At 35.2% G+C, this 15,879-nt stretch carries 16 protein-coding genes; 15 read left to right on the top strand and 1 reads right to left on the bottom strand.

All coding sequences use genetic code 11. The features are described 5' to 3' along the window. Positions 1–85 precede the first annotated feature (85 nt). From HX109_RS14550 to HX109_RS14605, 12 genes are all read left to right on the top strand, one after another. Positions 86–1,051, top strand: coding sequence for a Gfo/Idh/MocA family protein (locus HX109_RS14550; RefSeq protein WP_178953290.1), 966 nt, complete (start codon positions 86–88; stop codon positions 1,049–1,051). Positions 1,052–1,071: 20 nt separating this feature from the next. Then, positions 1,072–1,449, top strand: a complete 378-nt coding sequence (locus tag HX109_RS14555) for a hypothetical protein (protein WP_178953292.1) — start codon at positions 1,072–1,074, stop codon at positions 1,447–1,449. A gap of 20 nt (positions 1,450–1,469) precedes the next feature. Further along, positions 1,470–2,360, top strand: a complete 891-nt coding sequence (locus HX109_RS14560) for a 3-hydroxyacyl-CoA dehydrogenase family protein (protein ID WP_178954230.1) — start codon at positions 1,470–1,472, stop codon at positions 2,358–2,360. 110 nt (positions 2,361–2,470) lie between these two features. Next, entirely contained in the window at positions 2,471–3,703 is a 1,233-nt protein-coding gene (locus HX109_RS14565) for a DUF1015 domain-containing protein (protein ID WP_178953294.1), read from the top strand. Positions 3,704–3,732: 29 nt separating this feature from the next. Then, positions 3,733–4,401 carry a YggS family pyridoxal phosphate-dependent enzyme gene (locus tag HX109_RS14570; RefSeq protein ID WP_178953296.1) on the top strand — a complete coding sequence of 223 codons (669 nt, stop codon included), beginning with the start codon at positions 3,733–3,735 and terminating at the stop codon, positions 4,399–4,401. 55 nt (positions 4,402–4,456) lie between these two features. Further along, positions 4,457–5,827, top strand: coding sequence for an exonuclease domain-containing protein (locus HX109_RS14575; protein WP_178953298.1), 1,371 nt, complete (start codon positions 4,457–4,459; stop codon positions 5,825–5,827). Beyond that, the gene (locus HX109_RS14580; RefSeq protein ID WP_178953299.1) at positions 5,817–6,686 is read left to right on the top strand and encodes an ion transporter; all 870 of its coding nucleotides are present in this window, start codon (positions 5,817–5,819) and stop codon (positions 6,684–6,686) included. Before HX109_RS14575 ends, HX109_RS14580 begins: the two co-directional genes overlap by 11 nt. After that, positions 6,676–7,587 carry a tRNA (adenosine(37)-N6)-dimethylallyltransferase MiaA gene (gene miaA, locus HX109_RS14585; protein WP_178953301.1) on the top strand — a complete coding sequence of 304 codons (912 nt, stop codon included), beginning with the start codon at positions 6,676–6,678 and terminating at the stop codon, positions 7,585–7,587. The genes HX109_RS14580 and miaA overlap by 11 nt, the downstream gene beginning before the upstream one ends. Before the next feature lie 174 nt (positions 7,588–7,761). Further along, positions 7,762–8,268, top strand: coding sequence for a thioredoxin family protein (locus HX109_RS14590; protein ID WP_178953303.1), 507 nt, complete (start codon positions 7,762–7,764; stop codon positions 8,266–8,268). A 10-nt stretch (positions 8,269–8,278) separates the two neighbouring features. After that, on the top strand, positions 8,279–8,506 hold the full coding sequence (locus HX109_RS14595; protein WP_178953305.1) for a hypothetical protein: 228 nt from the start codon (positions 8,279–8,281) through the stop codon (positions 8,504–8,506). 62 nt (positions 8,507–8,568) lie between these two features. After that, positions 8,569–9,258 carry a GLPGLI family protein gene (locus HX109_RS14600; RefSeq protein WP_178953307.1) on the top strand — a complete coding sequence of 230 codons (690 nt, stop codon included), beginning with the start codon at positions 8,569–8,571 and terminating at the stop codon, positions 9,256–9,258. 24 nt (positions 9,259–9,282) lie between these two features. Beyond that, on the top strand, positions 9,283–11,928 hold the full coding sequence (locus tag HX109_RS14605) for a TonB-dependent receptor (RefSeq protein ID WP_178953309.1): 2,646 nt from the start codon (positions 9,283–9,285) through the stop codon (positions 11,926–11,928). Here HX109_RS14605 and ychF read toward each other — a convergent pair. Further along, positions 11,925–13,016, bottom strand: a complete 1,092-nt coding sequence (gene ychF / locus HX109_RS14610) for a redox-regulated ATPase YchF (RefSeq protein ID WP_178953311.1) — start codon at positions 13,014–13,016, stop codon at positions 11,925–11,927. The two genes, HX109_RS14605 and ychF, sit on opposite strands and share 4 nt — an antisense overlap. A gap of 292 nt (positions 13,017–13,308) precedes the next feature. Between ychF and HX109_RS14615 the strand changes: the two genes are divergently transcribed. From HX109_RS14615 to HX109_RS14625, 3 genes are all read left to right on the top strand, one after another. Then, the gene (locus HX109_RS14615; RefSeq protein ID WP_178953313.1) at positions 13,309–14,295 is read left to right on the top strand and encodes a YitT family protein; all 987 of its coding nucleotides are present in this window, start codon (positions 13,309–13,311) and stop codon (positions 14,293–14,295) included. Further along, positions 14,295–14,678 carry a VOC family protein gene (locus HX109_RS14620; RefSeq protein WP_178953315.1) on the top strand — a complete coding sequence of 128 codons (384 nt, stop codon included), beginning with the start codon at positions 14,295–14,297 and terminating at the stop codon, positions 14,676–14,678. Before HX109_RS14615 ends, HX109_RS14620 begins: the two co-directional genes overlap by 1 nt. 125 nt (positions 14,679–14,803) lie before the next feature. Beyond that, entirely contained in the window at positions 14,804–15,859 is a 1,056-nt protein-coding gene (locus HX109_RS14625) for a vWA domain-containing protein (protein WP_178953317.1), read from the top strand. The last annotated feature ends 20 nt before the right edge of the window (positions 15,860–15,879 follow it).

Raw genomic sequence — 15,879 nt, forward strand, 5'->3', positions numbered from 1 at the left:
TATTTTTTAACTAACAAACATTAATATTATAAGTTTGATTGGCATTATGATGCAATAACCTTATTTTTGTTTAAAAACATATCTTATGCTCAAAGCAGGTGTTCTAGGTGCCGGCCACCTTGGTAAAATTCATTTAAGACTTATCAATCAATCGGATAAATATGAACTTATTGGATTTTATGACCCAGACGAAAAAAATGCTCAGAAAATAGTTAAGGAATTTGGGTATAGATACTTTCCTACCATAGAAGAACTTATCGACGCCGTAGATGTGGTGGATATTGTAACCCCTACCCTTTCCCATTACGAATGTGGCCTAAAAGCCATTAAAAAAGGAAAGCATGTTTTTTTAGAAAAACCCATTACCAAAACGGTTGAAGAAGCCGAAGAGCTTATTGCCTTGGCCAAAGAAAACAACGTAAAAGGGCAAGTGGGGCATGTAGAGCGTTTTAACCCTGCATTTATTGCGGTAAAAGAAAAGGTAGAAAATCCCATGTTTATAGAAACCCACCGGTTGGCAGAATTCAACCCGCGGGGTACCGATGTTCCCGTGGTATTGGATTTAATGATACACGATATTGATATTATTTTAAGCGTTGTAAAGTCGCCCGTAAAAAACATAAATGCCAGTGGTGTTTCTGTTATCAGTAAATCACCGGATATCGCAAATGCACGAATTGAATTTGAAAATGGTTGTGTGGCAAATCTAACAGCCAGTAGGATTTCCCTTAAAAATATGCGTAAATCAAGATTTTTTCAACGCGACGCCTATATTTCAGTCGATTTCCTCGAAAAGCAGGTAGAAGTTGTAAAAATGAAAGACGCCCCTAAAAAGCCGGATGAATATGCCTTGGTTTTACAAAATGCCGAAGGGGATAAAAAACAAATCTATTTTGAAAATCCTAAGGTGAACCAAAACAACGCTATTTTAGATGAGTTGGAATCTTTCGCCGATGCCATAAATAATAATACCGAAACTGCGGTAAGCCTGGAGCATGGAACTGCCGCCTTAAAAGTTGCCATGGAAATTGTTTCCTTGGTGGAAAAATAAACGTTATTAAATCATTATTCATGCTACATAGTCACCAGAAAGCATTTGAACATAAACTATTATATTTATCTAATCAAAATTCAAATGTCTCGTCATTTATAAAAAAAATTCAAAATAGTGCTTCCAAAACGAATAGTCTTTTTATTATTTTTGATGATTTTGCTTTTAAACTTGGGATTGGAATTATTGCTGATGCTGTACACGATAAAAACTTTAAATGTAAAGGCTTCATTCCATGCTTTAAATATTATCCGGATAATTTACTAGATGAAGAGCCACGAACTATAAATCTTCTTAGTTATACTAACCCTCTCAATTTAAATGACTGTTATGCATATTTAGCGGAAGAACTAGTGTACAGAGGGGTTGGAATTAAAAATTTGGATGATATAATTTAAAAGATAGAACAATGACAGATATAAAAAATATAGCCGTAATTGGTGCAGGAACTATGGGAAATGGAATTGCGCATACTTTTGCGCAAAATGGTTATAAAGTAAACCTGATTGATATTTCTGAAGAATCTTTGAAAAAAGGATTGCTCACCATTGAAAAAAACTTGGATAGAATGGTAGCAAAGGAAAAAATTTCTGAAGCTGACAAAAATGCGACTTTGGAAAATATTACTACCCATACAGTCATGCAAAACGGCGTGAAGAATGTAGAATTGGTGGTAGAAGCAGCTACTGAAAACGAAGGTTTAAAGTTGAAAATTTTTAAGGATTTAAACTCACTTTGCGGCTCCGAAACTATTTTGGCCACCAATACCTCTTCTATTTCAATTACCAAAATAGCTACAGCTGTAGAAAATCCAGAACGGGTAATCGGGATGCATTTTATGAATCCCGTACCAATTATGAAACTGGTAGAGGTTATTAAAGGATACAACACCAGCCAGCAGGTCTTAGAAACCATATTTTCGCTGTCTGAGGCCATTGGTAAAGTTCCTGTGGAAGTTAACGATTATCCTGGCTTTATAGCAAACCGCATATTAATGCCCATGATTAACGAAGCCATTGAATCGCTTTACAATGGTGTTGCAGGGGTTTATGAAATAGATACCGTAATGAAATTAGGAATGGCACACCCTATGGGACCGCTGCAATTGGCAGATTTTATCGGACTTGATGTTTGTTTGTCGATTCTGAATGTTATGTACGACGGATTTAGAAATCCGAAATACGCTCCCTGTCCGCTATTGGTCAATATGGTAACCGCTGGCAAATTAGGGGTAAAATCTGGAGAAGGCTTTTACGATTATTCTGAAAATAGGAAAGCTGAGGTTGTAGCAAAACAATTTAAAAAATAAGGTAGTTTCCCCATTCGGGTTAACTCCATGGTTATAAGGCTGAAGAGGCATAATATTTACCCCAAATAGTTGGAATTGAACAAATTTTGATTATTGAATACATATAAGAAATGATAAAAATAATTCCGTTTGCAGCAGTGAGGCCCACCAAAGCCAATGTTGGTTTGGTAGTTTCTAGGTCTTATGAAGATTATCCTGTAGACGAATTAAATACAACCCTTTCTTACAATCCCTTTTCCTTTTTGCACATAGTAAACCCTGGTTATAAGTTTCATCACGATATTTCTGGGGAAAGACGTTTTTCTCTAGTGAGAAATCGGTATTTGGAATTTCTGGAAGAAGGTGTTTTTAAAAAAGATGATAAAGCCTCCTTTTATATTTATAAAATTAAAACCCGAAAAGGTAGTTTCTGTGGCATTTTTGCTGGTGCCAGTGTTGCCGATTATCGAAATAATATTATAAAAAAGCATGAAGCTACCATAAAATCCAGGGAAAAGCTTTTCAAGGATTATTTAAAAACTGTCGGCTTTAATGCAGAACCCGTACTACTCACCTATCCCGATAACCAAGAGATAGATACCATTGTGAATGCCGTTACACAGCAAACACCAGAATATGAATTCGCTACGACAGACAAAGCCATTCATTATCTATGGAAAGTTGACGATGCTAACCTCATTGAAAAAATACAAGGGGTTTTTAGCCAGTTAGACAGCGTTTATATTGCAGATGGACATCACCGCTCTGCATCATCCAATCTGTTGGCGAAAGAGCTTCAAAAGGAGAATCCAGAACATACAGGGGAAGAGACTTATAATTACTTTATGAGTTATTTAATTCCGGAGTCAAATTTAAAGATTTACGAGTTCAATAGAATGGTAAAAGACCTTAACGGACTCACCAAAGAGGAATTTTTAATTCAATTGGATGAATACTTCAGAATAGAAAATCGTGGAGCAGACCTTTACAAACCTTCTAAAATCCATCATTTTGGAATGTATCTCGATGGAGAATTTTACTCATTATACCTCAGGAAAAATTATACCTTCAGCGATTCTTTAAGCGAACTGGATACTCAAATTTTGTTTGTCACCATTTTAAAACCTATTTTAGGGATTAAAGATTTAAGGAACGATACCAGGATTGAGTATGGCTCCGGAAAGTACAATACCATAAAAATGAAAGATGCCATCGACAACGGGAAGTTTAAAATAGGTTTTAGCCTGTTTCCTGTAAAAGTTTCGCAAATGAAGCAAATTGCCGACGATGGTTTAAAAATGCCCCCAAAAACCACATATATAGAACCTAAACTAAAAAGTGGGCTTACCATATATGAGTTTTAAACAAATGATGGTTTTAAAGAACAATAGAAATGTCGATAAAAGAAAATTTAAATAAAATACAACAAGAGCTCTCAGAGAAAGTAACGTTGGTCGCGGTTTCCAAAACAAAACCAAATGAAGATATTTTTGAGGCTTACAATGCCGGTCAACGAATTTTTGGGGAAAACAAGGTACAGGAAATGACCAGCAAGTGGGAAGCGCTTCCAAAGGACATAGAATGGCATATGATTGGCCACGTGCAACGAAATAAGGTAAAATACATGGCTCCTTTTGTAAGTTTAATTCATGGTGTAGACACCTTAAAGCTCCTCAAGGAAATTGAGAAACAGGCAAAGAAAAACGACCGTGTGATTCCCTGCCTGCTACAGATGCACATCGCCAAAGAAGAGACCAAATTTGGTATGGATGAAGATGAATTGCGGGAAGTATTAACTTCGGAAGCTTTTCAACAAATGGAGCACGTAAAAGTAGTTGGTCTCATGGGAATGGCAACATTTACAGATGATGAGGAACGGGTTAAAGGTGAATTCGAGTACTTGAAAAATCTTTACGATACAATAAAAAGCGACTATCCAAAAACGGAGAGGTTGGACGTAAACATTCTCTCCATGGGTATGAGTGGGGATTATAAACTTGCCATGGAATGTGGAAGCACGATGGTACGCATAGGAAGCAGTATTTTTGGTGCCCGTAATTAGCTATTAAAATTTAAAACAAAAATCGTTACTTAGCAAAGACTAACCCAAACAATAAATGTACGCAATACTCGATATAGAAACTACTGGAGGTAAATACAATGAAGAAGGGATTACCGAGATTGCTATTTATAAATTCGATGGGCACAAAACAGTCGACCGGTTTATAAGTTTGGTAAATCCAGAAAAGGAAATTCAACCATTTGTTGTAAAATTAACCGGTATTAACAATGCCATGCTGCAAACGGCCCCTAAATTTCATGAAGTGGCTAAAAGGATTGTCGAAATTACCGATGGCACTACTCTAGTGGCCCATAACGCCCAATTTGATTATAGAATCTTACAAACAGAATTTAGAAGGTTGGGTTACGATTTTCAACGGAAATCACTTTGTACCGTAGAATTGGCCAAAGAGCTAATTCCAGATCAACCTTCCTACAGTCTTGGGAAACTGGTTCGTTCTTTGGGAATTCCTGTAAGCGATAGACATCGGGCAAGCGGAGATGCCCAAGCCACGGTAAAACTTTTTAAAATGCTGTTGGCCAAAGACACTTCCAAGCAAATCGTTCAAAGCAATATACGCTCGGAGAATATCGGCCAACTTAACCCGAGGCTAATGGACATCGTGGCACAATTACCCACATCGGTAGGAGTGTTTTATATTCACGATACAGATGGGGAAATAGTATATATTGCTAAGAGTCAAAATATTCAAAAAAGGGTCAATAAAATATTTGCTTCCTCTTCCAAAAAGAATAAAAAACTACAAAAAGAGGTGAAAGCCGTAACTTACGAAGAAACCGGTAATGAACTGATTGCGCTTTTAAAAGAAAATGCAGAAGTAAAAAAGAACAACCCAAAATACAATGTTAAGCATAAAAAACTATTTACCCACACTTTGTTTGCCAAGGAAAATAAAGAAGGATATATAACCTTAAAAATAGGCAAAGCCGATAATAGAAAAAGTTATGTTACCACCTTTGCAAACTATCAGCAGGGATATAATTTTTTGCACAGCGTTGGGGAAGAGTTCTCTCTTTGCAATAAGTTAAACGGACTTTCGGGGGCGAAGAAAAACTGTTACAATTACACCATAGATAAATGTCATGGAGCTTGTATTGAAAAAGAAGATGTAAAGACTTACAATAAGAGAGTAAAAAAAGCTCTTTACAAATATGGACTGCAGGATAATACATTTATAATTTCCGACAGAGGCCGTGAGGTAAATGAAAGAAGTGCGGTTTACATCAAAGATGGTGTTTTTAAAGGTATTGGGTTTTACGAACTCAATCACCAGATCAACAATCAAACCATACTGGAATCCATAATTACCCCTATGGAAAACACCCCAAATGCCAGCCACCTTATACAATTGTATTTAAGAAAAAAGAAGTCGGTGAAAGTAATACCTGTATCATTTGAAAAATAAAGATCAGAAATCAGCCAATTGGAAACACAAACTTCATGAAATTATTTATGAAGCAGATACTCCCATGGGAAAATGGTTCGATATTTTACTTTTCATAATTATCATTTTAAGCATCATACTGGTTATGCTGGAAAGCATAAAGTCCTTTGACGCCAAATACCATTCCTATCTGCTAACAGCCGAATGGGTAATAACCATATTTTTCACCATAGAATATTTGGCCAGAATTATTTCCATTAAAAAACCACAACACTATATTTTTAGCTTTTATGGGATTGTAGACTTCCTATCTACTATTCCGCTCTATTTATCTTTTTTCTTAGCGGGATCTCAAGTCCTCTTAGCGGTTAGGGCGTTAAGATTGCTACGGGTATTCAGAATTTTAAAACTGGTTCGCTTTATTGGCGAGGCATCACAACTTAAAGAGGCTATAAAATCAAGCAGGGCAAAAATTGCCGTGTTTATTTATGTAGTTCTTATTTTATCGGTTATCATGGGAACTGTTATGTATCTTATTGAAGGCGCCGATGCCGGTTTTACGAGTATTCCCAGAAGTATTTATTGGACCATAGTTACCCTCACCACCGTTGGTTATGGAGATATTGCACCGGTTACGGATATCGGACAAATAATTGCGGCCATAATTATGATTCTTGGTTATGGGATTATTGCCGTTCCCACAGGCATTGTTACTGTGGAGTTTGCCAAACAAGGCACCAAAACAACCTCCGAAAAAAACAGCAATACCATTCAAGAAATTCACACAAATACTCAAGTTTGCCAGAATTGCAATGCAGATAACCATAAAGACCATGCAACCTATTGTTATAACTGCGGAAATTATTTAAATGAACAATAAACACTTAATAACTGTTGTCGGGCCTACCGCCATAGGTAAAACGGCATTGGCTATTGATTTGGCAAATGCCTTTTCTACGGAGATCATTTCTTCAGATTCCCGACAGTTTTTTAAGGAAATGAAAATAGGCACTGCCGTTCCAAATGACGAGGAGATGAATCAGGCAAAACATCATTTTATTCAGCATAAGAGTATTTTCGAAAACTATTCCGTAGGAGATTTTGAAAGAGATGCCATCTCCCTACTCGATCGGCTTTTTAAAAAACATGAAATGGTTGTAATGGCCGGCGGAAGCGGACTTTATAATAAAGCTGTTATTGAGGGTCTTGACGATTTTCCCGAGATAGACCCAGGGATAAGGCAAACACTCAACAAGCAACTTTCAGAAGATGGTATTTTAGGCTTGCAAAGCTCTTTAAAGGAATTGGATCCCGAGCATTACCAAAATATGGATATCGATAATCCGCACCGACTTATTCGAGCGTTGGAAATTTGTTTAGGCACTGGGAAACCATATTCTTCATTTTTAAACCGACAAAAGGAAAATAGACCGTTTAAAACCATTACAGTTGGACTAACCGCCGACCGCGCTGTTGTTTACGATCGTATTAATCGTCGCGTAGATATTATGATGAAACAGGGGCTTTTGGAAGAAGCCAAACAGCTTTATGACCACCGAAACCTAAACGCCTTACAAACGGTGGGATACAAAGAGCTTTTTGAATATTTTGATGGCAATTGGACACTTGATTTTGCCGTGTCGGAAATTAAAAAAAATACCCGTCGTTTCGCCAAACGGCAATTTACCTGGCTCCGGAAAGATGAGAATGTATTGTGGTTTGATTATGAAACAGATATCAATTTTATTTTATCTTCATTGTATTCAGCGATGAGTGTTTAATTTATTGATTAAAATCTATATTTAAAATTAGGGGAAAATTCCCCTAATTTAAAATTTTCTACAATCCCCCCCCCTTGATTATTGAATTTATTTCCTTAGTTTTAAGCAGTTTATCATCGTAAAAATGTATTTCAACGTTTTTTTGAAGGTGATTTTTTATAATTCGTAACAATCATGAGGTTAAAAATCCTTTTTTTTATTATACTCTTTATTCCTAAAGTTTATAGCCAGAGCAGTAATTATTCGATAGGAAGTATCCCGTTGGATTCCATAAAAAAAATTGAGGATTTCAAATGGCTGGAAAGCAGATATAATAATTTTAAACCCAATAAGAATATACTTGACAAGTTTAATGGAAACATTGAAGAGTATTCAGTAAAAGTCTTTATTGGCACTTGGTGTGGTGATAGTAAATCTTTCTTCCCAAAATTCTTAAAATCATTAGAGTACTTAGGAGTAGAAAATGAAAGTATTGAACTTTTTGGCATTAATAGAAAAAAAGACGAACCAAAGCTACTTGTGGAGTCCTTTAACATCAAATTTGTGCCTACGGCTATATTTTACAAGAAAGGAAGGGAGATTAATAGAATTGTTGAATACCCACAAGAAAATGTTGAGCAAGATATCATCGATATACTAATAAAAGAAAAAGAATATATCCCCTTTCATCCTATAAAATAATTATTAATCATTGTTTAATTTAAATTTTATTATTAAGAAAACAATTCTTTCATTAGGCTTATTTTTGGCGGGATCAGTAGGTCTCTATGCAGGTAGTTCTGCAAAAATGGAAATTTTTACAGATTGTCATGCTTTTGCATGCCAAATGGCTGACACTTATGATCAAGCTTCTGGAGGAGCCAGCGCAGAAGAACTGGAGGTAGTTTATGATATGAATTACCAAAACTGTACTCAGTAATAATTAAAGCTTAAAACAGCCCTTTAAATAGGGCTGTTTTTCAAAATAGAAAATTTATAATTATGTCCAAGAAAATAGTTTTACTAAATTTTTTACTTTTTTTTGTTTCCTCCTTATTTTCTCAATCTGGTATAGTTGAGTACAAGGTAGATTATGTTCGTAATGAAAATTACAATGACTTTGCAAAAAAGCTCGAACGTGAAATGTCTTTAATGTCTTTCCAACTTTCTTATACGGGTACTGAATCTTATTATAAAAAATTACCAAATGTTCCAGTAGATGAATTAACTGCAAAAATGGCCACAGTGGCTGCGAGATCCTACGAAAATTGGTATCAAAATCCTAAAACCAAAATAGCTTCTTTCAATAGAGATATTGCAGGTACAACTTACTTAGTAACATTTGAAAACCAAATGAATGACTGGCATTTAAGTAATGAAACAAAGAAAATTGAAGATTATGTCTGTTACAAGGCTACAAAAAAGGAGTATAACACACGTACAGACAGCTATTTTACAACTATTGCTTGGTACACACCTGAAATTCCTTTTCCTTATGGTCCTAGTGGATATGGTGGTCTACCAGGCTTAATCCTTGAATTAAAGTACAAAGCCGCAATAATTACAGCCACTCATATCATCTTGAATCCTGACAAAAAAATAAGATACCCCAAGCCATTGCAAAACCACATAATTGACTCTAAACAAATGGTTAAGATTATGCGCCAAAATAGAAAAGTGACCCCAGACTAAAATTTAAAATTTCTAAACAGAAATATGATCTTAAGAATATTAGTTGCATTCTTATTTTGTGCGTGTCTTAAAAGTTACAGTCAAAATGTGAAGTTTGGCGGACAGATCACTAATGAAGAAGGGGATCCTGTGGTTAATGCCAACGTTTTAGCCATTACAAAATATAAAGACGTACCTCCTAAACTTGGAGTGACTGATGACGATGGAAGTTTTAAACTATCCTTAAAATCCCAAACAACCTATACCGTTACTGTTACCCATATGGGTTATGAAACCTATTCCAAGGTTTTAATTGTCAAACTTCAGGATGTAACATACAACATTAAACTGAAAGCGGCCACTAATGAGTTAGAGGAAGTTGTAATTAACTATACTCCACCTATTGAGGTTAAAAAGGACACCACGGTCTATAAGGTGGACGCATTCACTAATGGTAAAGAAAGAAAACTTGGAGCAGTTCTAAAGAAATTGCCTGGAGTAGAAGTAACGAGGGATGGAGAGGTGTTTTTTAAAAATCAAAAAGTTTCTCAAGTCCTTGTCGAAGATAAAACTTTTTTTAACGGAAGGACCAAAATGGCTGTGGATAATATTCCTGCCGATGTAGTTAATGAAATTGAAATGATTGAAGACTATAATGAAACACCGTTTATGAAAGCGGTAGAAAACTCTAATGAATTGGTAATGAATGTTAGTCTAAAAGAGGACAAAAAAAAGTTTTTATTTGGAAGTATTGAAACCGCAGCTGGTATAGAGAAAGCTTACAAAATACATCCTAGCCTTTTTAAATATCAACCTAAATTGGTTTACAATGTTATTGCCGATGCGAACAATATCTATGAAAAATCTTTTACGCTAGCTGATTACTTTTCCTTTGAAGGGGAAACAAGCCCAGACAGAATTCTTCGGGTCTTAAACTCACCAATAACTAAGTTTTTACAAAACAATCGTTATTATAGTAACAACCACTTATTTGGTGGCGTTAATTTTCAATTTAATCCAAATGAAAAAAATGAATTAAGGGTGTTTTCTCTTTTTTTAAAAGATAGGTCTAATTCTAATATTACCAATAGAAACGTTTATCAAGCAAGCGGAATTGAAGAGCTTAGATCTCAAGAATCTTTAAAGAAACATGATATTCTCCTCAGTAAAGTTAAATACAAATATTCCCCCGATGAAAATACGGTTTTAAAGCTTGAAACCAATTTTGAAAAAACCGCCCTAAAAGCTTCCGATCAAAACATTACCAATTCAGAAAATCTTAATGATCAGTACAATTTTGATAGTGATAGTGAAAATTTGACAATTGCAGGTAAAATGGAATTTGAAAAATGGTTTTCAGACAAAAATATTTCAAAGGGTACTTTGAATTTAAGTTATGAAAATGTTGATTTAGATCAACAATGGTTAAGCGCTCGTAATATTTTCAACCCAGCTATTCCGGTTATCGACACTTCATTTTTTTCTGTAAATGGTAGCGAAAGAAACGAAGTAGTAAACCTAAATTTCAACTTAGAACATTTCTATAGACCTTCAAGAATTGAACTTTTAACTTTTTCTTTTAATGGTAATATCAACCGGAATAACCTTTCATACTTTAATTTTCAAGAAATCAACAATACGAGCTTCTCATTTCCCAATTTCAACAACTATTTTGTGAATCAAGTCAATGTTTTAAATAATAGCATTAGTTATAAACGCTATTTCTTTGGAAAATTGATAATTGAAGGAGGGCTAAATTACCAATATGTTTTTTGGAATGATAATCAAATCAATTTAAGAAATAGTCAAATTGAGCATCATATATTACCCGATTTAAATGTTGAATGGGAGTTTAAAGAAAATAAAAAAGTTGAATTTACGTATCGCCAGACCCGGATTAATCCTATTCCCGATTTACGCTTAAATTCATTAAAAATTTTAGATTTTAATAGAATCTTTAGAGGGGATCCCTATTTAGACCAAATGCTCACCGAGCGATTTTTACTAAAATTATCTTTAACAAAAACTTACGGTTGGAGTTACTACGCAAATCTAGGTTTGCGTAAACATAAACATCCAATTACTAATGTGGTTGAATTTAATGGAATCAATGGTATTAACACACCATTTCAGTTTAATGGAAATACAAATGGATATGATGCCGTTTTAAGATTAAAATATAACCGACGGTATTGGAAAGCATCTTTCGAAAACGCTTATTACAGAAATGAAACACTTTCTGTTTTAAATCAGGCTGAAACAAAAACAATATCTCAAAGTATAAATAATTCTTTAAATTTTAATACAAATTTAGAAAATGCACCCAATATCGATTTTTCATTTAAAAACATGTTTATTATTAATGATAATCCTTTCTTTTTTAACGAAACAAACATCACAGAGTTGGAATCTGCCATTGAATATGATCTAAACAATTGGAAATTTAAAGCTTCATACTTTCAGACTTTTTATAAAAATCTAACCTTCGGAAATAATTCTAATTACAACACAATCAATGCTTCAGTTTTTTATCATAAAGAAGATTCTTTGTGGGAATTTGGAATTGACTTCTATAACCTTGGAAACAACGTTTCAGAGATTTCTAATTCTTACAATGAAACGTTATTTAATGAACAACGAATAAGGGTTTTTCCGAGAACAATTATGCTACAAGTAAATTATAAGCTCTAAACATTAAACCTAAAATGCATCACATCTCCATCTTTTACGATGTACTCCTTCCCTTCTACTCGCATTTTCCCGGCTTCCTTTACCTTATTTTCGCTTCCATAGTTTACATAATCATTGTAACCAATTACTTCAGCTCTAATAAAACCCTTTTCGAAATCGGTGTGGATAACCCCTGCCGCTTGTGGCGCCGTTGAACCAACTGGAATGGTCCAAGCACGAACTTCCTTAACACCAGCAGTGAAATAGGTTTGTAAATCGAGTAATTTATAAGCAGCGCGAATTAATTTTGAAGCACCCGGCTCTTCCAAACCAATATCTTCCAAAAACATTTTACGTTCTTCGTAATCCTCCAATTCTGCGATGTCTGCTTCAATAGCAACCGCCAATACAATTACTTCCGCATTTTCATCCTTAACGGCCTCTTTTACCTTTGCCACATATTCATTTCCGTCTTTAGCCGCACCTTCATCTACATTACACACGTAAAGAATAGGCTTTGCGGTTAACAGTTGAAAGTTTGCAATGAATTCTGCTTCGTCTTCGGTAACGTCTACTGCACGGGCCGAAATCCCACTTTCCAAAGCGGTTTTAAAACGCAGCAACAACGCTTCTTCCATTTGGGCATCTTTATCGCCTGTTTTAGCCGCTCTTTTCACTTTTTCCAACCTTTTATCAACCGTTTCCAGGTCTTTTAGCTGAAGTTCAATATCGATGGTTTCTTTGTCGCGAATAGGATTTACATTTCCGTCTACGTGAACAATATTGTCATTTTCAAAGCAACGCAACACGTGAATAATAGCATTACATTCACGTATATTCCCTAAAAACTGATTTCCCAATCCTTCTCCTTTGCTGGCTCCTTTTACCAATCCGGCAATATCCACAATCTCTACTGTTGCAGGCATTACACGCTCGGGATTAACTAAGGATTCCAGTTTTTGCAAACGGCTATCTGGCACGTTTACCACCCCTAAATTAGGTTCGATAGTACAAAAGGGAAAATTGGCACTTTGTGCTTTTGCATTCGATAAACAATTAAACAAAGTTGATTTTCCAACATTAGGTAACCCTACAATTCCAGCTTTCACACGTTTAGATTTTAGTATTTATTTCTTTTTAATATATAAATTGAGAACCTACATAATCACTCCGTTCCCAAATTTAAAAAATTGTATTTCAAATTTTTTCGCGTGCAAATATAGGTATAAGCTTCAATCTATTAAAGCTGCGGTCACAAAATAGTTTTGTTATATCATTTTCACTTTAATTTTAGCGGAAAACACTGTGCCTACAATTGTAAATAACGCTTCGAGAGTTTAACTTTTTATTGCACTTTCATCTTTTAAATTAGCTATCTTTAGCTGAAATAATAGGGTGCCCATGAATTCTTTTTTTAAGAAAATTATTGTAGATCGTGTTCGAAGGAAATACCGCGAAGGCGGTAAGAATGGCGAATCGGATCAGCGAAGTTTTAAAAAACAAGTTACCGATCTTGAAGTGGAAATTTCACATGAAATTCATGATATCTTTTATATTTTAATGGGTGTTTTAGCGGCATCCTTCGGTCTTAAGGGTTTTCTGCTCCCGAGTTCTTTTATAGATGGCGGCGTAACTGGAATTTCCCTCATTACAAGAGAGCTTACCAACATCCCGCTTTCCATCCTAATCTTTGTTTTAAACCTGCCTTTTGTAATCCTAGCCTATTTTGCCATAAGTAAAAGATTTGCCATAAGTAGTATTATTGGGATATTTCTATTGGCACTGGCGGTACATTTTATCCCCTTCCCCATGGTAACCAACGATAAAATATTAATAGCTGCTTTTGGTGGGTTTTTCCTAGGTCTTGGCATTGGCATGGCAATTCGTGGAGGCGCCATTATAGACGGCACGGAAGTTCTCGCTATCTACATTAGTAGAAAATCGAGTCTTACCGTTGGGAATGTGATCCTCCTTTTCAATATTGTAATTTTTATAACTGCCGCTTATATATTTTCCACAGAAATAGCGTTGTATGCCATCTTAACTTATTTTTCGGCCTCTAAAACCGTGGATTTCGTAATAGATGGTATCGAGGAGTTTATTGGGGTAACTATCATTTCTGATAAATACAACGACATCCGTAAAGCCATTATCCATAAAATGGGGCGTGGTTGCACTATTATAAAAGGGCAACGAGGTTATTCTCCGGATAACTCCCCGCTCAAAAACATCGATATTGTATACACCGTAATAACACGATTGGAAATGTCTGCCCTAAAAACTGAGATTGATAAAATTGATAAAAATGCATTTATCATTATGAATTCTGTTAAAGACACCAAAGGCGGGATGATTAAAAAGAAACCTTTAACAAAAATTAAATCGTAGTGCTACAAGGAATACACCATATCGCCATTATTTCTTCGGACTATAAAACATCTAAACATTTTTATACTGAAATATTAGGCTTGGACATAATTCGTGAAGTGTATCGAGAAGAACGTAACTCTTACAAATTGGACTTGGCACTAAATGGCGTATACGTTATAGAGTTATTCTCCTTTCCCAATCCGCCTAAACGTACCAGCCGACCGGAAGCAACTGGATTAAGACATTTGGCCTTTGCTGCTGAAAATCTAGATGTTTACATTGAGCAACTTTCTAAAAATAAAATTAAAATAGAAGGCATTAGAATTGATGAACACACGGGAAAACGCTTTACCTTTTTTTCTGATCCCGACGATCTTCCTATTGAATTGTATGAAATATAATTATCTATCTTAGTCACTTTTCAAACATACTTTTCTATATAAAAAGTTAAACATTTGGTAGTGTAACATAATTTTAATCTTTTTGATACGTTTTAATTACAACAAGATTTAAAAGCAAATTTTATATGAAATTTATCAAAACGATATTTAGTTTAGTGTGTATAGCAAGTCTTTTTATGGCTTGTGGTTCATCTGATGATGATTTTAATGGTGATGGAGGTATTCCCGACTGTCTTGGTTTTGAAAAAGCGACCTTAAAAATTACCATTCAAGATGAATTCACGACCCTCCCGGGAAAAGTTTCCGTTTTTTTTAAGGTAAACGATACCAAAGGAAATGCGGTTCCTAACCTTCAGGCTAGTAATTTTAATATTTTTGAGCAGGGATCCAACGATAACTGCCCAAGAAGTATTTCACCTTCCGAAGCATTCAGTAGAATTTCACCAAACGAACAAATATTCAATACGAACACTTTATTGGTATTGGATTTAAGTAACAGTGTATTGAGTTCAAGTCTGGAGGAGTTAAAAACGGCATCCACAAGTTTTATCGATCAGGTTATGCCAACAACACCCAGCGAACAGTACAAAATGGCCATTTATTGGTTTGATGGAGAAGAAGAGTTACACGAACTGAATCCGCTTACCACGAATAAAGAAGAACTAAAAATGGCAATTGAAGGTGTTACGGATTCCATTAGTAGCGATGCTTCTACCAACTTATACGGTGCCGTGGTACAGTCCACAAAAATTGCAGACGATATATTAAAGGAAAATGAGGCCAATGATATTTTGGCGGCATCTTCTGTGGTTATTTTTACAGATGGTACCGACCAAGCCGCAAGGGTTCCAGAAAGTACCGCATTGAATACGGTAGAAAATGCCGATGAGAATATTTCTTTCTTTACTATTGGATTAGGAAACGAAATTGACAATGTAGTATTGGAAAAAATTGGTAAAACCGGAAGTGCCTTCGCCAACAATAAAGAGGAGCTGGAAGATACTTTTGAAGAAATTTCTGAAAACGTAGCTGGACAAGCAAAGAGTTATTACCTATTTGAATATTGTAGTCCGAAACGAAGTGGTATCAACGATTTAATAATACAAGCCGTACAAGGAGAAAAACAAGGCTCTGTAAAAACACAATTCGACGCTACTGGATTTACAGGAGGATGTAAATAAGAATAATTAGACCTTACAAA

The sequence above is a fragment of the Galbibacter sp. BG1 genome (assembly GCF_013391805.1).
Lineage (GTDB): Bacteria > Bacteroidota > Bacteroidia > Flavobacteriales > Flavobacteriaceae > Galbibacter.